Origin of the sequence: Curtobacterium sp. MCBD17_019 (assembly GCF_003234555.1) — a bacterium.
GTDB lineage: Bacteria > Actinomycetota > Actinomycetes > Actinomycetales > Microbacteriaceae > Curtobacterium.
Genome location: NZ_QKTT01000008.1, coordinates 1 through 19,731, shown reverse-complemented (window position 1 = coordinate 19,731; position 19,731 = coordinate 1). Strand labels below are relative to the sequence as shown.

At 71.4% G+C, this 19,731-nt stretch carries 18 protein-coding genes; 16 read left to right on the top strand and 2 right to left on the bottom strand.

Features of this window, described 5'->3' with window-relative positions:
• The first annotated feature begins 17 nt into the window (after nucleotides 1-17).
• Complete coding sequence (locus DEI82_RS09050) at nucleotides 18-1,274, top strand: mechanosensitive ion channel family protein (protein ID WP_111036569.1); 1,257 nt, start codon at nucleotides 18-20, stop codon at nucleotides 1,272-1,274.
• On the opposite strand, the gene DEI82_RS09045 is transcribed toward DEI82_RS09050, so the two are convergent.
• Nucleotides 1,249-1,446: a hypothetical protein gene (locus DEI82_RS09045; RefSeq protein ID WP_111009585.1), complete on the bottom strand. Its 198-nt coding sequence runs from the start codon at nucleotides 1,444-1,446 to the stop codon at nucleotides 1,249-1,251. The two genes, DEI82_RS09050 and DEI82_RS09045, sit on opposite strands and share 26 nt — an antisense overlap.
• A gap of 95 nt (nucleotides 1,447-1,541) precedes the next feature.
• Here DEI82_RS09045 and DEI82_RS09040 point away from each other — a divergent pair, with 95 nt between their 5' ends.
• Nucleotides 1,542-2,699: an SLC13 family permease gene (locus tag DEI82_RS09040; protein ID WP_111036568.1), complete on the top strand. Its 1,158-nt coding sequence runs from the start codon at nucleotides 1,542-1,544 to the stop codon at nucleotides 2,697-2,699.
• A gap of 46 nt (nucleotides 2,700-2,745) precedes the next feature.
• Here the strand turns inward: DEI82_RS09040 and DEI82_RS09035 are convergent, their stop codons facing one another.
• Nucleotides 2,746-3,714 (bottom strand): magnesium transporter CorA family protein, encoded by a 969-nt coding sequence (locus DEI82_RS09035; RefSeq protein ID WP_220035637.1) that lies wholly within the window; start codon nucleotides 3,712-3,714, stop codon nucleotides 2,746-2,748.
• A gap of 118 nt (nucleotides 3,715-3,832) precedes the next feature.
• Between DEI82_RS09035 and DEI82_RS09030 the strand changes: the two genes are divergently transcribed.
• From DEI82_RS09030 to DEI82_RS08960, 14 genes are all read left to right on the top strand, one after another.
• Nucleotides 3,833-4,597: a fructosamine kinase family protein gene (locus DEI82_RS09030; RefSeq protein ID WP_111036567.1), complete on the top strand. Its 765-nt coding sequence runs from the start codon at nucleotides 3,833-3,835 to the stop codon at nucleotides 4,595-4,597.
• A 194-nt stretch (nucleotides 4,598-4,791) separates the two neighbouring features.
• Nucleotides 4,792-6,381: an alpha,alpha-trehalose-phosphate synthase (UDP-forming) gene (gene otsA / locus DEI82_RS09025; RefSeq protein WP_111036566.1), complete on the top strand. Its 1,590-nt coding sequence runs from the start codon at nucleotides 4,792-4,794 to the stop codon at nucleotides 6,379-6,381.
• Nucleotides 6,374-7,150, top strand: a complete 777-nt coding sequence (gene otsB, locus DEI82_RS09020) for a trehalose-phosphatase (RefSeq protein WP_111036565.1) — start codon at nucleotides 6,374-6,376, stop codon at nucleotides 7,148-7,150. Before otsA ends, otsB begins: the two co-directional genes overlap by 8 nt.
• Before the next feature lie 66 nt (nucleotides 7,151-7,216).
• Nucleotides 7,217-8,911, top strand: coding sequence for a dihydroxy-acid dehydratase (ilvD, locus tag DEI82_RS09015; RefSeq protein ID WP_111009590.1), 1,695 nt, complete (start codon nucleotides 7,217-7,219; stop codon nucleotides 8,909-8,911).
• Nucleotides 8,912-8,988: 77 nt separating this feature from the next.
• A complete protein-coding gene (locus DEI82_RS09010) occupies nucleotides 8,989-10,809 on the top strand; it encodes an acetolactate synthase large subunit (protein WP_111036564.1) in 1,821 nt (606 codons plus the stop codon).
• The gene (gene ilvN / locus DEI82_RS09005; RefSeq protein WP_111009592.1) at nucleotides 10,806-11,312 is read left to right on the top strand and encodes an acetolactate synthase small subunit; all 507 of its coding nucleotides are present in this window, start codon (nucleotides 10,806-10,808) and stop codon (nucleotides 11,310-11,312) included. Before DEI82_RS09010 ends, ilvN begins: the two co-directional genes overlap by 4 nt.
• Nucleotides 11,313-11,386: 74 nt before the next feature.
• Entirely contained in the window at nucleotides 11,387-12,412 is a 1,026-nt protein-coding gene (gene ilvC, locus DEI82_RS09000; protein ID WP_111009593.1) for a ketol-acid reductoisomerase, read from the top strand.
• Between the two features lie 204 nt (nucleotides 12,413-12,616).
• Nucleotides 12,617-13,792 (top strand): mannitol-1-phosphate 5-dehydrogenase, encoded by a 1,176-nt coding sequence (locus tag DEI82_RS08990; RefSeq protein ID WP_111009595.1) that lies wholly within the window; start codon nucleotides 12,617-12,619, stop codon nucleotides 13,790-13,792.
• Nucleotides 13,789-14,244: a hypothetical protein gene (locus DEI82_RS08985; RefSeq protein WP_111036562.1), complete on the top strand. Its 456-nt coding sequence runs from the start codon at nucleotides 13,789-13,791 to the stop codon at nucleotides 14,242-14,244. Before DEI82_RS08990 ends, DEI82_RS08985 begins: the two co-directional genes overlap by 4 nt.
• Nucleotides 14,241-14,642: a hypothetical protein gene (locus tag DEI82_RS08980; protein WP_111013415.1), complete on the top strand. Its 402-nt coding sequence runs from the start codon at nucleotides 14,241-14,243 to the stop codon at nucleotides 14,640-14,642. The genes DEI82_RS08985 and DEI82_RS08980 overlap by 4 nt, the downstream gene beginning before the upstream one ends.
• A 93-nt stretch (nucleotides 14,643-14,735) precedes the next feature.
• Nucleotides 14,736-16,325 carry a phosphoglycerate dehydrogenase gene (gene serA / locus DEI82_RS08975; protein WP_111036561.1) on the top strand — a complete coding sequence of 530 codons (1,590 nt, stop codon included), beginning with the start codon at nucleotides 14,736-14,738 and terminating at the stop codon, nucleotides 16,323-16,325.
• Nucleotides 16,326-16,353: 28 nt separating this feature from the next.
• Nucleotides 16,354-17,415, top strand: coding sequence for a 3-isopropylmalate dehydrogenase (locus DEI82_RS08970; RefSeq protein ID WP_111036560.1), 1,062 nt, complete (start codon nucleotides 16,354-16,356; stop codon nucleotides 17,413-17,415).
• A gap of 44 nt (nucleotides 17,416-17,459) precedes the next feature.
• A complete protein-coding gene (locus tag DEI82_RS08965; RefSeq protein ID WP_111036559.1) occupies nucleotides 17,460-18,662 on the top strand; it encodes a branched-chain amino acid aminotransferase in 1,203 nt (400 codons plus the stop codon).
• A gap of 9 nt (nucleotides 18,663-18,671) precedes the next feature.
• Nucleotides 18,672-19,442 carry a fumarylacetoacetate hydrolase family protein gene (locus tag DEI82_RS08960; protein ID WP_111013411.1) on the top strand — a complete coding sequence of 257 codons (771 nt, stop codon included), beginning with the start codon at nucleotides 18,672-18,674 and terminating at the stop codon, nucleotides 19,440-19,442.
• Nucleotides 19,443-19,731: the final 289 nt, after the last annotated feature.

Genomic DNA, 19,731 nt, shown 5'->3' with positions numbered 1-19,731 from the left:
CGTGGTTCCATGGACGGATGGCACCGCTCATCCGTCTCCTCGTCGCCGTCGGGTTCGCGCTGCTCCTGACCGCGGCGACGGCGCTCGTCCTCCACCTGGTGTTCCGAGCCCTCGCACGCCGAGGCCGATGGGCGGCCGTGCTGTCGCGCCGCACGAAGCACCCGACCCGGACGGTGCTGCTCGTCGCGTTCCTCTGGACCGCGTTCGCGTCCTCCATCCGGCCGGACGCCCGGCTGTACCCGTGGCGGGACGACGTCACCCACGGGTTCCTCATCGTGACCATCGCGGCGGGTGCCTGGCTGGCGTGCGAGCTCGCGATCTTCCTCGAGGACCTCGGTCTGCACCGCTACCGCGTGGACGTCCCGGACAACCGCGTCGCGCGGCGGATCCGCACGCAGGTGCTCATCATCCGGCGGCTCACCGTCGTCGTGGTCGTCGTCATCGCCGTCGGCTCCATCCTCCTGACGTTCCGGGGGATCGAGGCGGCCGGCGCGAGCGTGCTCGCGAGCGCGGGCCTCATCAGTGTCATCGCCGGCATCGCGGCGCAGTCCACCCTCGGCAACGTGTTCGCGGGCATGCAGCTCGCGTTCTCGGGCGCGGTCCGGGTCGACGACGTCGTGGTGGTCGAGCAGCAGTGGGGCCGGATCGAGGAGATCACGCTCACCTACGTCGTCGTGCACCTGTGGGACGACCGGCGCTTCATGCTGCCCTCGACGTACTTCACGACGACGCCGTTCGAGAACTGGACCAGGACGAGCAGCGAGCTCCTCGGGAGCGTCGACTTCGACCTCGACTGGCGGGTGAGCCCGGGCCAGATGCGGACGGAGCTCGACCGGATCCTGGTGACGACGGACCTCTGGGACGGGCGCACCAAGGTCCTGCAGGTCACCGACGCGGTGAACGGACTCGTGCACGTGCGGATCCTCGTGACGGCGCACGACGCACCCGGCCTGTTCGACCTCCGCTGCTACGTCCGCGAGGAGATGATCGCCTGGATCCAGCGCACGCACCCCGATGCGCTGCCGCTGCAACGGGTCATGATGGTCGACCCGACGCCGGACCGACCGCGGTCGCGGCGCGAGCCGTCCACCGCCACGAGCTCCGCCCTGTTCGGGGGCGACGAGGGCAGCGACCGCGCCGCGCTCTTCACGGGACCGATCCAGACCTCCGGCATCCGGCCGGACCAGATCCCGCCCGCCGACGCCGCGTGGCAGCGCACCCGGCGGGCGCCCCACGACCCGCGGGACGCTAGCGGACCTGCTGCCGGCCCTTGATCATCCGGTCGTCCTCGATGACGGTGCCGACCGCGACGATCGTCGTGGCGAGCCACGCGACCCACGTCAGGGCGAGGCGCCAGTCGCGCGGTCCCTTCCGCGTCGTCTGCAGGACGCTCCACCCGCTGAAGAGCGCGCTGAGCACCGATCCGTTGAACAAGAACTTCCGCACGTGTGCCTCCTGGTGTCGTTCCAGGCCACGCTACCCGTGGGTATGGTGGAGCGCCGTCCGCAGCGGACGGTGATCAGGACGAACCAGGAGGCCCCGTGCGTCAGGCCGCGATCGGGGCGCTGCTCCTCGTCGCCGGAGCGGTGTGCGTCGTGGTCGGTGTCCTGCCCGTGCCCACGCTCCTCGCGCTGGCCGACCGGGTGGTCCCGGTCCTGGCGTTCGTGCTGGGCCTCACGATCGTCGCCGAACTCGCGGCGGACGCGGGCGTGTTCGACCGGCTGGCCGACCTCGCGGCCCGGGTCGGGCGTGGCCGGACCCTCGGGCTCTGGGCAGCCGTCGTCGTGCTCGCGGTCGTGTGCACGGTGTTCCTCTCGATCGACACGACCGCGGTGCTCCTGACGCCCATCGTCATCGCCCTCGCTCGGCGGGTCCAGCTGCCGCCGATGCCCTTCGCGCTCACGACCGTGTGGCTGGCGAACACCGCGTCGTTGCTCCTACCGGTGTCGAACCTCACGAACCTGCTCGCCGTCTCGCGCATCGGACTGGCGGGGCCGCCGGCGTTCGCGGGGCTCATGGCGCTGCCGGCGCTCGCGGGGGTCCTCGTGCCGTGCGTCGTGCTGCTCGTCGTGTTCCGTCACCGGCTGCGCGGCGGGTACGCGCCCCCGCCCGTGCGCCGACCGGAGGACCGCGTGTTCTTCGTCGCGGCCTCCGCGGTCCTCGCGGCCCTCGTCGTGGCGCTGACCGCCGGCGTCACCGTGTGGGTCGCGGCGCTCGCCGCGGCCGCGGTCCTCATCGTGGTCGCCGCCGTCCGCCGACCCGACGTGCTCCGCCCCGCTCGTGTTCCGTGGCAGCCGCTCATCCTCGCAGCGGGGTTGTTCGTCGCCGTCGAGACACTGCATGCAGCCGGCTCGACCGATCCGCTCGTCCGGGCGCTGCACGGCGGTGACGGCTTCGGGTCCCTGCTGGGGCTCGCGGGCGCGGGTGCGCTGGCGGCGAACGGGATCGACAACCTCCCCGCGTACCTCGTGCTCGAGCCGGCGGCGGGCAACGCGGCCGTGCGGTACGCGGCGCTCCTCGTCGGGGTGAACGCCGGGTGCCTCGTGACGCCGTGGGCGTCGCTCGCCACGCTGCTCTGGCACGCACGGCTCCGCGCCGAGGGCATCGCGCTGTCGTGGGGTCGCTACGCGGCGCTCGGGTGCGTCGTCGCCCCGCTCACCGTCGTGGCGGGCGTCGCGGCGGTCCTCGTCGCCCGCTGAGCGCCGGTGGCACCCCCGGCGTGGGCCGGTCGTGCCGTCGTCGGCGTCAGAGCCAGTCGCGCCGACGGAACACGGTGTACAGCGCGACCGAGGACACGACGATGAGCACGGCGGACGCGACGAGCCCGGACCAGGCGCCCTCGCCGGGGAACTTGATGTTCTGCCCGAACCACCCGGTGATGGCGGTCGGGATCGCGATGATCGCCGCCCAACTCGTCACCTTCTTCATGACCAGGTTCATGCGGTTCGACGCGAGGTTGAGGTTCGTCTCGAGCACGCTCGACACCGACTCACGGAGCTGGTCGACCTGCTCCGTGGCCGACGTGATGTGGTCTGCCACGTCTCGGTAGTACGGTCGCAGTCCGTCGCTGACCTGCGTCGCGTCACCACGGACGAGGGTCTGGATCACCTCGCGCTGCGGCCCGACGAGCCGCCGCAGGGTCCCGAGCGCCTTCCGCAGCGCGAACGACCGCCGCTGGATGTGGGACGTCTGCGCGGACACCTCGAACAGGTCGTCCTCCAGGTGGTCGATGAGGTCCTCGAGCTGTTCGACGGTCGCGGTGGCGTGGTCCGCGAGCACGTCGAGGACGCCCCACACGAGGAACGCGGCACCGTGGCCGGCCAGGTCGTCGTTGGCGTCCCAGCGGCGCACGAACTCCTGCGCGTCGAAGCCCGGCGCGTGCATGGTGACGACGGCGCGTTCGGTGACGAACGCCTTGACCTCGTGCGTCACCAGGTCGGTGCCGCCGCGCGAGCACGTCACGTCGTACGCCACCAGGAACAGGGCGCCGTGGTACCGGTCGAGCTTCGGCCGTTGCCCCGGCTCGAGTGCGTCCTCGCTCGCGAGCGCGTGGATGCCGAGTTCGTCCTCGATGCGCGCCAGCTCGTCGGCCGTCGGGTCCGTGAAGTCGACCCACACCACCTCGTCAGGACGCTCGAGGTGGTCGGACACGTCCTCCACCGGGAAGTCCTCGGCCGCGACCGTCCCGTTCCGCCACATCCGCGTCCGCACCATGCCGGTCATCGTACTGAGGCCCACGTGCGGCCCGGTGCCTGGCGCGTCCGGGCCCACGGCGAGACCCGTGTCGACCGGGAGGCCCTCGTCGGTCGCCGGGACGGGGCAGGCTGGGCGCATGGCGGTGTTCACGAAACGGCGGTCCGACGCTCCCGACGGCTTCTTCGCGGCGGAGGCGGCGGGACTGACGTGGCTCGGTGCCGCTGGCGGCGTCGCGGTCGCGGCCGTGCTCGACGTCGGACGGCGCCACATCGACCTCGAGGAGCTGTCCGACGTCCGGCCGTCGCCCGGTGCCGCTCGCCGGTTCGGCCACGACCTCGCCCGCACGCACGACGCCCGCGCTGAGGCGTTCGGCGCGCCGCCCGAGGGGTGGGACGGCCCGACCTTCATAGGCAAGCGGCCGCAGTCCTGCCGGCCGTCGTCGTCGTGGGGGCGCTTCTACGCGGAGCAGCGCGTTGCACCGTTCCTCGACCTGGCACGCGCGGCGGGCAGTGTCACGGATGACGAGCACGCCGCCGTCGGCAGGGTGCTCGAGGCCGTCGCGGACGGGGCGCTCGACGACGACGACGTGCCCGCGCGACTGCACGGCGACCTCTGGAACGGCAACCTCGTCTTCACGCCGGGCGGCGTCGTGCTCATCGACCCCGCGGCGCACGGCGGACACCGCGAGACCGACCTCGCGATGCTCGACCTCTTCGGCTGCCCGCACCTCGACGAGGTCGTGGCGGGGTACCAGGAGCACCGGCCCCTCCGTCCCGGCTGGCGGGAGCGGATCCCGCTGCACCAGCTGCACCCGCTCGCGGTGCACGCGGCCGGCTACGGGCGGTCGTACGGGCACGCGCTCGTCGACGCCGCGCGGCGGACGGCCGCGCTGCTGCGGTGACGTCCCTCGCCCCTCGTCCGCCCCGCCGCCGCCCCGGCTCCATCGGCCCGACGTCCGCCCCGGGCAGCCTGGATGCCCGCTGCTAGCCTGGACCGGCCCGCCGCCGCGACGGGTGCCGAGCGCCTCCCGCGCCCGTGCGACGTCCGGCGCCTCCCGTCGCCGGTCGGCGGGACCAGAACGGAGAGCCCGCACCAATGTCTGCAGTCCCCCCGGAAGCCGAGCCCACCGACACGACGCCGACCCCCGACCGGACGGCCTCGACGGACCGGTTCGGCTTCGTCGTGGTGTCGAACCGCCTCCCCGTGGACCGCGTGGTCGACGAGGACGGGACCGAGGGCTGGCGGCACTCCCCGGGCGGTCTCGTCACCGCGCTCGAACCGGTGATGCGCGCGAACGACGGCGCGTGGGTCGGTTGGGCGGGCCAGCCCGACGTCGACCTCGACCCCTTCGAGAACGACGGCATCCACATCGTGCCGGTGCCGCTGTCCGACGCCGAGATCGAGGAGTACTACGAGGGCTTCAGCAACGACACCCTCTGGCCGCTGTACCACGACGTCATCGAGCAGCCGACGTACCACCGCGACTGGTGGAACGCGTACCGGCGCGTGAACCAGCGGTTCGCCGAGGCCGCGGCGGCGGTCGCCGACCAGGACGCCGTCGTGTGGGTGCAGGACTACCAGCTGCAGCTCGTCCCGCAGCTCATCCGCGAACTCCGTCCCGACGTCACGATCGGCTTCTTCAACCACATCCCGTTCCCGCCGGTCGGGATCTACGCGCAGCTGCCCTGGCGGTCGCAGATCATCGACGGCCTACTCGGCGCCGACGTCATCGGGTTCCAGCGGTACGACGACGCCTCGAACTTCCTCCGCGCCGTGCGCCACATCAAGGGCCACACGACCAAGGGTGCGATCGTCGACGTCCCGGTGGACGACCCGGACGCCCCGCGCTCGCGACGGGGCATCACCGTCCGGCACGTCGAGGCACGGCACTTCCCGATCTCGATCGACGCCGAGAGCTACGAGGACATCGCCCGACGGCCCGAGGTCCAGGCCCGTGCCCGCGAGATCCGCGAAGGACTCGGCAACCCGAAGACGGTCCTGCTCGGCGTCGACCGACTCGACTACACCAAGGGCATCGGACACCGCATCAAGGCCTTCGGCGAGCTCCTCGAGGACGGCCGCATCGACGTCGAGGACGCCACCCTCGTGCAGGTCGCGAGCCCGAGCCGCGAGCGCGTCGACACCTACAAGGCACTCCGCGACGAGATCGAGCTCACGGTCGGTCGCATCAACGGCGACCTCGGCACGATCAGCCACCAGCCGATCAGCTACCTCCACCACGGCTACCCGCGCGAGGAGATGGTGGCGCTCTACCTCGCCGCCGACGTCATGCTCGTCACGGCGCTCCGCGACGGCATGAACCTGGTCGCCAAGGAGTACGTGGCGAGCCGGTTCGACAACCAGGGCGTGCTCATCCTGTCCGAGTTCGCCGGTGCCGCCGACGAGCTCCGTCAGGCCCTGCTCGTCAACCCGCACGACATCGGCGCGCTCAAGGACGCCATCGTGCGCGCGATGCAGATGCCACAGCGCGAGCGCGCGACCCGCATGCGCGCCCTGCGCAAGCGCGTGCGGGACAACGACGTCGCGCGGTGGTCGCGGTCCTTCATCGAGGCACTCGATCGGCACGCGCCGGGCGGCGGCATCGACCCCGAGGCGACCGACCCCGGTGACGAGCACGTCGACGAACTCGCGCAGACCACGCCGGTGGACGCGCGTGATGCCTGAGGCTCCCTCGCTCGACAGCGCGATCGAGCGGCTGGGCGGGGCGCGGTCACTGCTCGTCGCCCTCGACTTCGACGGCACCCTCGCGCCCTTCGCGGACGATCCGGCAGCGGTGGCGGCCCTGCCGGGCTCCTGGGCCGCGGCGCTCACCCTCGACCGCGCACGCGACACCCACGTCGTCCTCGTCTCGGGCCGCCCGCTCGCGGGGTTGGCGCGGGTGACGCACGCTCCCGACGGCATGTCCCTCGTCGGGTCGCACGGCGTCGAGTGGCGGGTGGACGGCCACGACGAGGCCGCGCTGTCGCCCGACGAACTCGCGGCCGTGGATCGGATCGGCGCGCTCCTCGATGCGGTCGCCGAACGCCATCCCGGTGTCCACATCGAGCACAAGCCCGCGGGCCTCGGGGTGCACACGCGTCGCGTCGGTCCGGACGAGGCCCGAGCGGCCGTGGAGGACGCCCGGGCGACGGTGCTCGCGGCGTTCCCCGACGTCCACGTGCGCGACGGTAAGGACATCCTCGAGTTCGCGGTGCGCGACGTCACGAAGGGCGACGCCGTCGAGCGGCTGCGTGCGCTCCTCGACGCCGACCGCGTCCTGTTCGCGGGCGACGACGTCACCGACGAGGACGGCTTCCGGGCGCTCGACCAGGACGCCGGTGACGTCGGCATCAAGGTCGGGCCGGGGGAGACCCGCGCGGCGCACCGCGTCGCCGACCCTGCTGCCCTGACGCCCGTGCTGCAGGCGCTGGCGCGCGCCCGCGCCTTCCGCTGACGCTCCCGTCCGCTCGCGCTCGGCCCCGCGTCCGGTTGGTGTACCAACTGCATCTAGACTCGCTCCATGCCTGATATCGACGTCAAGCCCCGCAGCCGTGCTGTCACCGACGGGATCGAAGCCACCACCTCGCGTGGCATGCTCCGGGCGGTCGGCATGGGCGACGCGGACTGGGACAAGCCCCAGATCGGCATCGCCTCGTCCTGGAACGAGATCACCCCCTGCAACCTCTCCCTCGACCGTCTGGCGCAGGGGGCGAAGGAGGGCGTGCACGGCGGCGGCGGGTACCCGCTGCAGTTCGGCACGATCTCGGTGTCCGACGGCATCTCGATGGGCCACGAGGGCATGCACTTCTCGCTCGTCTCGCGCGAGGTCATCGCCGACAGCGTCGAGACCGTGGTGAACGCGGAGCGCCTCGACGGCACGGTCCTCCTCGCCGGCTGCGACAAGTCGCTCCCCGGCATGCTCATGGCGGCGGCCCGGCTCGACCTGGCGAGCGTGTTCCTCTACGCCGGTTCCGTCATGCCCGGCTACGTCAAGCAGGCCGACGGCTCGGAGAAGCAGGTCACGATCATCGACTCCTTCGAGGGTGTGGGGGCCTGCAAGGCGGGCACCATGACCGAGGAAGAGCTGAAGAAGATCGAGTGTGCGATCGTCCCGGGCGAGGGCGCCTGTGGCGGGATGTACACCGCCAACACGATGGCGTCCCTCGCCGAGGCCCTCGGCATGAGCCTCCCCGGGTCGGCTGCGCCGCCGTCGGCCGACCGTCGTCGGGACTACTACGCGCACCGCTCCGGCGAGGCCGTGGTCGAGATGCTCCGCCTCGGCATCACCGCACGGCAGATCCTCACCCGTGAGGCCTTCGAGAACGCGATCACCGTGCTCATGGCGCTCGGCGGCTCGACGAACGCCGTCCTGCACCTGCTCGCGATCGCGCACGAGGCCGAGGTCGAGCTGACCCTCGACGACTTCAACCGCATCGGCGCGAATGTCCCGCACATCGCCGACATGAAGCCCTTCGGCCAGTACGTGATGGTGGACGTCGACCGCAACGGCGGCATCCCCGTCGTGATGAAGGCGCTCCTCGACGCGGGTCTGCTGCACGGGGACTGCCTGACGGTCACGGGGAAGACCCTCGCCGAGAACCTCGCCGAGATCGATCCGCCGGAGCTCGACGGCAAGGTCATGCGCAAGCTCGACGACCCGATCCACGCCACGGGTGGCCTGACGATCCTCCAGGGCTCGTTCGCGCCCGAGGGCGCGGTCGTCAAGACGGCCGGCTTCGACGCCGAGGTCTTCCAGGGCCCCGCCCGCGTGTTCGACCGGGAGCGCGCCGCCATGGACGCCCTGACCGAGGGCCGGATCGGCAAGGGCGACGTCGTCGTCATCCGCTACGAGGGCCCGAAGGGCGGCCCGGGCATGCGCGAGATGCTCGCGATCACCGCCGCCATCAAGGGCGCGGGGCTCGGCAAGGATGTACTACTCTTGACCGACGGACGATTCTCGGGCGGCACAACCGGCCTGTGCATCGGCCACATTGCACCGGAGGCAGTGGACGCAGGTCCCATCGCCTTCGTGCGCGATGGCGACCAGATCCGCGTCGACATCGCCGCTCGCACGCTCGACCTACTGGTCGACCCTGCCGAGCTGGAGGCCCGCCACGACGGCTGGGCACCGCTTCCCCCGCGGTACACCCGCGGTGTCCTCGCGAAGTACGCGAAGCTCGTCCGGTCCGCCGCCCAGGGCGCGGTCACGGGCTGAGCGCCGACCTCCACCCTCGCACCACGACGGCGGCGCCGTCCCCGCGGACCGCGCCGCTCCACACCAGAGGAAGTGCCATGCCCACGGAAGCCACTCCGCTCTCCGCCGCGGGGACGCGGCGCGCACCCGAGGTCCTGACCGGCTCCGGCGCGGTCCTGCGGTCCCTCGAACACCTCGGCATCACCGACGTCTTCGGGCTGCCGGGCGGCGCGATCATCCCGTTCTACGACGAGCTCATGGCCTCGACGGCCATCCGCCACGTCCTCGTCCGCCACGAGCAGGGCGCCGGCCACGCGGCCGAGGGCTACGCGGCGGCGTCCGGGAGGGTCGGGGTCGCGATCGCGACGTCTGGTCCGGGCGCGACGAACCTCGTCACCGCCATCGCGGACGCCTACATGGACTCCGTTCCGTTCATCGCGATCACCGGTCAGGTGTTCTCGACGCTCATGGGGACGGACGCCTTCCAGGAGGCCGACATCGTCGGCATCACGATGCCGATCACGAAGCACTCGTTCCTCGTCACGAAGCCCGAGGACATCCCGAGCACGCTGGCGGCGGCCTACCAGATCGCGACGACGGGACGTCCCGGTCCGGTGCTCGTCGACATCACGAAGGACGCCCAGCAGAACTCGGCGCTGTTCGTCTGGCCCCCGCGGGTCGACCTGCCGGGGTACCGCCCGGTGACCAAGGCGCACGGCAAGCAGATCGCGGCCGCGGCGCAGCTCATCGCCGAGTCGAGCAAGCCCGTGTTCTACGTGGGCGGCGGCGTCATCCGGTCCGGTGCGTCGGCGGAGTTGCTGCGACTCGCCGAGGCCACGCACGTCCCGGTGGTCACGACCCTCATGGCTCGCGGGGCGTTCCCCGACTCCCACCCGCAGCACCTCGGGATGCCGGGCATGCACGGCACGGTCCCGGCGGTGCTCGGACTGCAGGAGAGCGACCTCATCGTCGCGCTCGGGGCCCGGTTCGACGACCGCGTCACGGGCAAGATCGACGAGTTCGCGCCGGACGCCAAGGTGGTGCACGTCGACATCGACCCCGCCGAGATCTCGAAGATCCGGTTCGCCGACGTCCCGATCGTGGGCGACGCGAAAGAGGTCCTCACCGACCTCCTGGCGGCGTGGCAGGACGTCCCCGTCGCCGACCGCGCGTCCCTCGACGCCTGGTGGGAGCGCCTCGGACGGCTCCGTGAGCAGTTCCCGCTCGGGTACGCCGCCCCGCAGGACGGCCTCCTCGCGCCACAGGCCGTCATCCGCCGCATCGGCGAGCTCACCGGGCCGGAAGGCGTGTACGTGGCCGGGGTCGGTCAGCACCAGATGTGGTCGGCGCAGTTCATCCAGTACGAGCGCCCCCACGCCTGGCTCAACTCGGGCGGCGCGGGGACGATGGGCTACTCGGTCCCCGCCGCCATGGGCGCGAAGGTCTCGCAGCCCGACCGCGTCGTGTGGGCGATCGACGGCGACGGCTGTTTCCAGATGACGAACCAGGAGCTCGCGACCTGCGTCATCAACGACATCCCGATCAAGGTCGCGATCATCAACAACTCGTCGCTCGGCATGGTGCGACAGTGGCAGACGCTGTTCTACGACGGCCGGCACTCCTTCACCGACCTCGAGACGGGGCACGCGTCCCGACGGGTACCGGACTTCGTCAAGCTCGCCGACGCCTACGGTGCGCTCGGCATCCGCGTCGAGCGCGAGGACGAGATCGACGACGCGATCCGGCTCGCCCTCGCCACGAACGACCGGCCCGTGGTCATCGACTTCGTCGTCAGCCGCGACTCCATGGTGTGGCCGATGGTGCCGCAGGGGGTCAGCAACTCCGCGATCCAGCACGCACGCGACCTCGCCCCGAGCTGGGACGACGAGGACGCCGACATGACCGGGAGGCCCGCATGAGCCACGTCCTGTCCCTCCTCGTCGAGGACAAGCCGGGTCTGCTCACGCGCGTCGCCGGCCTGTTCGCGCGGCGCGGGTTCAACATCGAGTCCCTCGCGGTGGGATCCACCGAGGTCGAGGGGTTGTCCCGCATCACCGTCGTGGTCGACGTCGAGGACCTGCCGCTCGAACAGGTGACGAAGCAGTTGAACAAGCTCGTCAACGTCATCAAGATCGTCGAGCTCGAGTTCTCGCAGTCCGTGCAGCGGGAGCACATGCTCGTCAAGGTCCGGGTGGACAACCAGACGCGCTCCCAGGTACTCGAGGCCGTCAACCTGTTCCGGGCGCGCGTCGTCGACGTCGCGACCGATTCCCTGGTGATCGAGGTCACGGGTGACCCCGGCAAGATCCAGGCGATCCTGCGCGTGCTGGAGCCGTACGGCATCAAGGAGCTCGCGCGGGCGGGCCTCCTCGGCATGGGCCGAGGCCCGAAGAGCATCACCGACCGCGTCCCCCGCGCGTAGTCGACATGACCCCGGGGCGGCACACCGCGGACCCCCGGACCGGACACACCGAACCGACAAGGAGAACCACCACCGTGACTGACATCGTCTACGACGCCGACGCCGACCTCTCGCTCATCCAGGGCAAGAAGGTCGCGGTCATCGGCTACGGCTCGCAGGGCCACGCGCACGCGCTCAACCTCCGCGACTCGGGCGTCGAGGTCGTCATCGGCCTGCAGGAGGGCTCCAAGAGCCGCAGCAAGGCCGAGGAGGCCGGGTTCACCGTGCACACCCCGGCCGAGGCGACCGCCTGGGGCGACGTCATCGTCATCCTGACGCCGGACCAGGTGCAGCGGCACGTCTACGCGGACGAGATCCAGCCGAACCTGACCGACGGCAAGGCGCTCGTGTTCGGGCACGGCTTCAACATCCGCTTCGGCTACATCCAGGCCCCCGAGGGCGTCGACGTCGTGCTCGTCGCGCCGAAGGGCCCGGGCCACACGGTGCGCCGCGAGTACGAGGCCGGCCGGGGCGTGCCCGTGATCGTCGCGGTCGAGGTCGACGCCTCGGGCCAGGCGTGGGACCTCGCCTGGAGCTACAGCAAGGCCATCGGCGGTCTGCGGTCCGGCGGCATCAAGACGACGTTCACGGAGGAGACCGAGACCGACCTGTTCGGCGAACAGGCCGTCCTCTGCGGTGGCACCTCGCAGCTCATCCAGTACGGGTTCGAGACCCTCGTCGAGGCGGGCTACCAGCCCCAGATCGCCTACTTCGAGGTCCTGCACGAACTCAAGCTCATCGTCGACCTCATCTGGGAGGGCGGGCTCACCAAGCAGCGCTGGTCCATCTCGGACACGGCCGAGTTCGGGGACTACGTCTCGGGCCCGCGCGTGATCGACCCGCACGTCAAGGAGAACATGAAGGCGGTCCTCGCCGACATCCAGGACGGCACCTTCGCCAAGCGCTTCATCGAGGACCAGGACGCCGGTGCGCCGGAGTTCACGGCGCTGCGCGAGAAGGGCGAGGGGCACCCGATCGAGGCGACCGGTCGCGAGCTGCGCAAGCTCTTCGCGTGGAAGCAGACCGACAGCGACTACGTCGACGGCTCGGCCGCCCGCTAGGCTCCTGCCAGCACTCGACGAGGAGGCGACGGTGCGCACCACGCGCACCGTCGCCTCGCGACGTGACCCGAACGACATGCAGCTCCTCTCCTCCAGCACCCCCGCGCACGCCGCCCTCCGGCCGGCGTCCTCGGCGCACCGATCGCACCCGCTGGGTCGTCCGTCGTGGTCGGTCGCGGCCTCCCGGCATGGGAAGATGCTCGGATGGCGGTGACGAGACGGGCGGTCCACATCGGCGCCGGCAAGATCGGGCGCGGATTCGTGGGCCAGTTCCTCGCAGCCAGCGGGTACGACCTCACCTTCGTCGACGTCGACGACCGCGTCGTCCGCGCCCTGAACGAGTCCGGCCGCTTCGTCGTCCACGAGGTCGGTGACGACCCCATCGACCGCGTGGTCGAGGGCTTCGCCGCCCTCAACAGCAAGCGCGAGCGCGACCGCGTGGTCGAGGCGATCGCCGGCGCGGACGTCGTCACGACCGCGGTCGGCGCGCGGACACTGCCCCTCGTGGCGCCGTTCATCGCCGAGGGACTGGCCGCGCGGCCGGCCGGAGCGGGCGTGGTCACCGTCGTGGCATGCGAGAACGCCATCAACGCCACCGACTCGTTGCACGCGAGCGTCCGGCGATCGCCCGCCCTCGAGGACCACGACATCGACGCGGTGTTCGCGAACTGCGCGATCGACCGCATCGTGCCGGAGCAGACCGGCGTGCTCGGACAGTCCGGCGGCCTCGACGTCGTCCTCGAGCCCTTCTACGAGTGGGTCATCGAGCGGACGCCGTTCTCCGGCGTCGACGCCGAGCCCCCGGCGATCCAGGGCGTCACGTGGGTGGACGACCTGCAGCCGTTCGTGGAGCGCAAGCTCTACACGGTGAACACCGCCCACGCGACCGCGGCCTACCACGGCTTCGTCCGCGGGATCCGGCTCATCCGCGAGGCCCTCGAGGACGACCTGGTCCGGGCCGAGGTCGACGGCGTCCTCGACGAGACCACCGCGTTGCTCGTCGCGAAGCACGGTTTCGACCCGGAGGAGCACCGCCGGTACGTCCAGGCGAACCTCGTCCGCATCGCCAACCCGCTCCTCCCGGACACGACGGCGCGGGTCGGACGCAACCCGCTCCGCAAGCTCGGGCGTCGTGAGCGCTTCATCGGTCCCGCCGCTCAGCTCGCGGAACGCGGCATGCCGGTCGACCACCTGCTCGGCGCCGTCCGGGTCGCCCTCGAGTTCGACGACCCCGACGACCCGGAGTCGTTCGAGCTGCACGCGCTGCTGCGGTCGGGGGCGACCGCCCACGCCCTCACCGAGATCCTCACGGGACTCATGGAGAGCCACCCCCTGTTCCCGGCGGTCCGTTCGGTGGTCGCTTCTACACTGGAGTCATGACCACCCCGAAGGACGTCGGGTCCCCGCCGGACGGCGGTGCGGACCACGACGACGCCGAGGCCCTGAGCTGGGGTGCGGAGCAGGACGCCACCTACGTCGACGCACCGGCCAACGAACTGCGCACACCGAGGGCGCCGCGGGCCCGCACCGGTGACGAGCCCCTCGCGTCCGGATCGCTCGTCGGTCTGGGCGTCCTCGGTGGGGTGTACCTGCTGTACACGGTGGCGTGGCTCGTCAGTGCGGGCGCGTTGCCGGTCGATCCCGGCACGTCCGCGGCGGCCGTCTTCTCCGAGGGCCTCCGGGTCCTCGCGATCATGGCCCCGGCCCTGTGGTTCGCGGCCACCCTGTGGCTCGGGCAGGGCCGGCGTCCGCGGACGCGGGTCCTCTGGCTCGTCGCGGGGGCGCTCGTGCTGTTCCCGTGGCCGTTCGTCCTGACGAGGAGCTTCGGGTGAGCGCGGTGCCCTCGGACGACACGTCGTCGTCGGCCGTTCCGGACACCACGGGCGTGACGCTCGGCAAGGTCGTCGTGTGGGTCGTCGCCGCCGTCCTGTTCGCGTACGTGCTGTGGCAGGCGATCGGCAACTTCGTGGGCGTGACGACCACCCTCTCGGCGAACAACGCGTTCCTCCGGCGCAACGGGGGCGATGCACTGCAGACGAGCGTGCCCTGGGTGGCCCTCGTCATCGACGTCGCCATCGCACCCGTCCTGTACGCGGTGGCGTGGTTCGTCACTCGGCGCACGGACCTCGTCCGGACGGTCGTCGTGTTCCTCGCGGCGTTCTGCGCGGTCGCGGCGCTCTGGTTCGACGTCCTCCAGTACGTCTCCGCGACGCTGCGCGTGGGCGGCTGACACCCGTCGTAACGCGTTCGGCCCGTCGATAGCATGGGATGCGCGTCGTCCCGCGTCGCGACCCCACCGCCCCCTCCCCGAAGGAACCCACCTGTGGCAAAGCCGGTCGTCCTGATCGCCGAAGAACTCTCACCAGCGACCGTCGAGGCTCTCGGGCCCGACTTCGACGTCCGGAACGTGGACGGCACCGACCGCCCCGCGCTCCTCGCCGCGCTGGCCGACGCGAACGCGATCCTCGTCCGATCCGCCACCAAGGTCGACGCCGAGGCGATCGCTGCTGCGCCGCACCTGCAGGTCGTCGCCCGCGCCGGGGTGGGTCTCGACAACGTCGACATCAAGGCCGCCACGGCTGCCGGGGTCATGGTGGTGAACGCGCCGACGTCGAACATCATCTCGGCGGCCGAGCTCACGGTCGGTCACATCCTCAGCCTCGCCCGGCACATCCCAGCGGCCCACGCATCGCTGTCGCAGGGGGCGTGGAAGCGTTCCGCCTACACGGGTGTCGAGCTCTACGAGAAGACCGTCGGCATCATCGGCCTCGGTCGCATCGGCGCCCTCATCACCGCACGGCTGCAGGCCTTCGGCGTCTCCGTGATCGCCTACGACCCGTACGTCACCCCGGCCCGCGCGCAGCAGCTCGGCGTCGAGCTCGTGTCGCTCGAGGACCTCCTCCGCCGGAGCGACTTCGTGACGATCCACATGCCGAAGACCCCCGAGACCGTCGGGATGATCTCGGACGATCAGCTCGCCCTCATGAAGCCGACCGCGTTCGTCGTCAACGTCGCCCGCGGCGGCCTGATCGACGAGGCCGCCCTGCGGCGCGCGCTCACCGCGAACACCATCGCCGGCGCTGGCCTCGACGTCTTCGTCACCGAGCCGCCGACCGACGACGCCCTGACCGCGCTGCCGAACGTCGTCGTCACACCGCACCTCGGGGCCTCGACGGACGAGGCCCAGGAGAAGGCGGGCGTCTCGGTCGCGAAGAGCGTCCGACTCGCACTCGGCGGCGAGCTGGTGCCGGACGCGGTCAACGTCGCCGGCGGTGTCATCGACCCCTACGTGCGACCCGGCATCCCACTCGTGGAGCAGCTCGGGCAGGTGTTCGCGAGCCTCGCCGACACCTCGATCACGAGTGTCGACGTCGAGGTGCACGGCGAGCTCGCCGGGTTCGACGTGAGCGTCCTCCGGCTCGCGGCGCTCAAGGGCATCTTCACGAACATCGTCAGCGAGCAGGTGAGCTACGTGAACGCGCCGCTCCTCGCCGAGCAGCGCGGGATCACGGTGCGGCTCATCACGGACCCCGCCACCGCCGAGTACCGCAACGTGCTGACCATCCGCGGCGCCCAGTCCGACGGTCCGGCGATCAGCGTCTCGGGGACCCTGACGGGTCCGAAGCAAGTGGCCAAGCTCGTCGAGGTCAACGGCTACGACATCGAGGTCCCGCTCGCGCAGCACCACGTCGTCATGGTCTACACAGACCGTCCGGGGATCGTCGCGGTGTACGGCAAGGAGTTCGGGGAGGCGGGCATCAACATCGCGGCGATGCAGATCGCCCGGCGTGCCGCTGGCGGCCAGGCGCTGAGCGTCCTCACCGTGGACTCGCCCGTGCCGAGCCCGATCCTCGAGCGCGTCCGTGCCGCGATCGACGCCGAGTCGCTGCGCGAGATCGACATCACCCTGTGACCGCGGTCGCACGACCAGGAGGCCCCGCATGACGGACACCATCGACCTCGCCGTGATCCGTGGCGACGGCATCGGCCCCGAGGTCGTCGAGGAGGCCCTCAAGGTCCTCGACGCCGCGGTCGGGCCCGACGCGGTCCGACGGACCGAGTACACCCTCGGGGCCGGGCACTACCTCGAGACGGGGGAGGTCCTGACCGACGACGACCTCGCCGCGATCGCCCGGCACGACGCGATCCTGCTCGGCGCGGTCGGGGGTGACCCCCGCGATCCGCGGCTCGCGGGCGGGATCATCGAGCGCGGTCTCCTCCTGCGCCTCCGGTTCGCCTTCGACCACTACGTGAACCTCCGACCGACGCGCGTCTACCCGGACGTCGCCTCCCCCCTCGCCGATCCCGGCGAGGTCGACTTCGTCGTGGTCCGCGAGGGCACCGAGGGGCCGTACGTCGGCAACGGCGGAGTGATCCGCAAGGGCACCCCGGCCGAGATCGCGACCGAGGTGAGCCTCAACACCGCGTTCGGCGTGGAGCGCGTCGTGCGGTACGCGTTCGACCTCGCCCGTCGTCGCCCTCGCCACCACCTGACGCTCGTGCACAAGAGCAACGTCCTCGTGCACGCGGGCGACCTCTGGCAGCGGACCGTGGCCTCCGTCGGGGCCGAGTACCCCGAGGTCACCGTGGACTACCAGCACGTCGACGCCGTGACCATCCACATGGTCCAGCGGCCCGGTGTGTTCGACGTCATCGTCACGGACAACCTCTTCGGCGACATCATCACCGACCTCGCCGGCGCGATCAGCGGCGGCATCGGTCTGGCGGCCTCGGGCAACATCAACCCGGACGGCACCTTCCCCAGCATGTTCGAACCGGTCCACGGGTCCGCGCCCGACATCGCGGGTCAGCAGCGGGCCGACCCCACGGCCGCGATCCTGTCCGTCGCGTTGCTGCTCGACCACCACGGTCGGACGGCCGAGGCCGAGACCATCACGCGGGCGGTCGAGGCGGACATCGCGGGCCGCGGCGCGACGTCGCGCTCCACGGCCGAGATCGGCGACGCGATCGTCGCGGCCGTCGCGCGTACCACCGCGGCCTGACCCCGGCGTCCGCCGAACCGACCGCTCCGTCCCCAGGAGAGACCATGACCAGCACGACACCCACCAGCACCGACACGGCGTTCGCGACGGCGTTCCGGACGGTCCCCTCCGCCGACCGCCGCGCGGCGGCCGAACGGGCGGCCATCCTCGCCGACCCGGGGTTCGGCAAGTTCTTCACGGACCACATGGCGACCATCCGCTGGTCGGTCGAGTCCGGCTGGCACGACGCGAGCGTCCATCCGTACGGGCCCCTCGTGCTCGACCCGAGCGCGAGCGTGCTCCACTACGCGCAAGAGATCTTCGAGGGCCTCAAGGCGTACCGGCACGCCGACGGTTCGGTCTGGGGGTTCCGACCCGAGGCGAACGCTCGTCGGTTCCAGCGGTCCGCCGAACGCCTGGCGCTGCCGGAACTCCCGGTCGAGGACTTCGTGTCGGCCATCCGGCACCTCGTCGCGACGGACGTCGAGTGGGTGCCGTCGGCGGACGAGACGAGCCTGTACCTCCGGCCGTTCATGATCGCGACCGAGGCCTTCCTCGGGGTGCGCGCCGCGCAGCAGGTGGAATTCCACGTGATCGCCTCGCCGGCCGGGGCGTACTTCACCTCGGGTCCCAAGCCGGTCTCGATCTGGCTGTCGACGCAGTACGGCCGCGCGGGCAAGGGCGGCACGGGAGCGGCGAAGACCGGTGGGAACTACGCGTCGTCGCTCCTGCCGCAGCAAGAGGCCTACGCGCATGGCTGTCAGCAGGTGATGTTCCTGGACTCGGTCGAGGGGCGGTACCTCGAGGAACTCGGCGGGATGAACGTCGTGCTCGTCCGGTCCGACGGCACGCTCGTCACCCCGGACTCCGACAGCATCCTCGAGGGCATCACGCGGGACTCGATCCTGCAGCTCGCGGAGGACCGCGGCCTGCGCGTCGAGCGCCGTCGCGTCGCCCTCGACGAGTGGCGCGACGGGGTCGCCGACGGCACGATCACCGAGGCCTTCGCGTGCGGAACGGCTGCCGTCGTGACCCCGATCGCCGAGTTGCGGGGCGAGGACATCACGATCGGGTCCCCGACCCAGGGTGCCGGCGAGCTCACGATGTCCCTGCGACAGGAGCTCACCGACATCCAGTACGGGCGACGCCCCGACCCGCACGGGTGGATGGTGCAGCTCACCGAATCGGGCGCGGCGTCCGTCGGCGACGCGGGCGACGATGCCCTCCGCTCCGCGGAGTCCGGGACCGACGAGGCAGCGGCTCAGTAGGGTCGACACGTGAAGATCGCACGGTTCAGCACCCCGGGGGAGGACCCCCGTTACGGCATCCTCGACGAGCGAGCGCTCGTGGTCCTGGCGGGCGACCCGCTGTACCAGGGGTTCGAGACGACGGGGGAGCGGGTGGACCTGCGGACCGCGACGCTCCTCGCTCCGGTGATCCCGAGGTCGAAGGTCATCGGGGTCGGGCTCAACTACGCCGAGCACGTGTCCGAGATGGATGAGCGCGCGGGGGAGGACCCCATCGTGTTCCTCAAGCCGAACACGGCCATCATCGGCCCGAACGACCAGATCCGCTTGCCGCAGGACGTGGGGCGGGTCGACCACGAGGGCGAGCTCGCCGTCGTGATCGGGTCCCTGGCGAAGAACGTCCGTCGCGAGGACTTCGCGGACGTCGTGCTCGGGTACACCGTGGCCAACGACGTGACCGCCCGTGATCTCCAAGCCCGCGACGGACAGTGGACCCGGGCGAAGGGCTTCGACACGTTCTGCCCGATCGGCCCGGTCATCGAGACGGACCTCGATCCGTCCGACGTCCGGTTGGAGACCCGCGTGGACGGCGACATCCGGCAGGCGGCGTCCACCTCGGAGATGATACACGACATCCCGAGTCTCATCGAGTTCGTGTCCTCGATCTGGACCCTGCTGCCCGGGGACCTCATCCTCACCGGGACCCCCGCGGGCGTGGGCCCCATCAACGACGGCGAGATCGTCGAGGTCACGGTGTCCGGTATCGGCTCGCTGACCAACCCGGTCCTCGCGCGACGCTGACCCGCGGACGCAGCCGAACCGAGCCCCGACGCCGCCGAACCGAGCCCCGACGCCGGCCGACCCGGCCCGCGACCCCGACACCGCCACGGTGCCGGGGTCGCGGCGTTCGCGGCTCCGCAGACCACGATCGGGGCGCGGAACCAGGAGCGGACAGCCCGGCGGTTGCATGCGACAACTTCGCGACACGCCCGGGATGTGGGGTGGTTTGCTGGGTGGTGGGGTGGTGCGTAAAGTAATCACTCGTCACCCCAAAGGTGCGGCGGAGCGGCCGGGACAGTGTCCCGGAGCG

Coding starts and splice junctions, on each gene's coding strand:
- DEI82_RS09050 (WP_111036569.1), top strand. CDS start 18: ATGGCACCGCTCATCCGTCTCCTCGTCGCCGTCGGGTTCGCGCTGCTC.
- DEI82_RS09035 (WP_220035637.1), bottom strand. CDS start 3,714: ATGGTGCGGACGCGGATGTGGCGGAACGGGACGGTCGCGGCCGAGGAC.
- DEI82_RS09030 (WP_111036567.1), top strand. CDS start 3,833: ATGGCGGTGTTCACGAAACGGCGGTCCGACGCTCCCGACGGCTTCTTC.
- otsA (WP_111036566.1), top strand. CDS start 4,792: ATGTCTGCAGTCCCCCCGGAAGCCGAGCCCACCGACACGACGCCGACC.
- otsB (WP_111036565.1), top strand. CDS start 6,374: ATGCCTGAGGCTCCCTCGCTCGACAGCGCGATCGAGCGGCTGGGCGGG.
- ilvD (WP_111009590.1), top strand. CDS start 7,217: ATGCCTGATATCGACGTCAAGCCCCGCAGCCGTGCTGTCACCGACGGG.
- DEI82_RS09010 (WP_111036564.1), top strand. CDS start 8,989: ATGCCCACGGAAGCCACTCCGCTCTCCGCCGCGGGGACGCGGCGCGCA.
- ilvN (WP_111009592.1), top strand. CDS start 10,806: ATGAGCCACGTCCTGTCCCTCCTCGTCGAGGACAAGCCGGGTCTGCTC.
- DEI82_RS08990 (WP_111009595.1), top strand. CDS start 12,617: ATGGCGGTGACGAGACGGGCGGTCCACATCGGCGCCGGCAAGATCGGG.
- DEI82_RS08985 (WP_111036562.1), top strand. CDS start 13,789: ATGACCACCCCGAAGGACGTCGGGTCCCCGCCGGACGGCGGTGCGGAC.
- DEI82_RS08970 (WP_111036560.1), top strand. CDS start 16,354: ATGACGGACACCATCGACCTCGCCGTGATCCGTGGCGACGGCATCGGC.
- DEI82_RS08965 (WP_111036559.1), top strand. CDS start 17,460: ATGACCAGCACGACACCCACCAGCACCGACACGGCGTTCGCGACGGCG.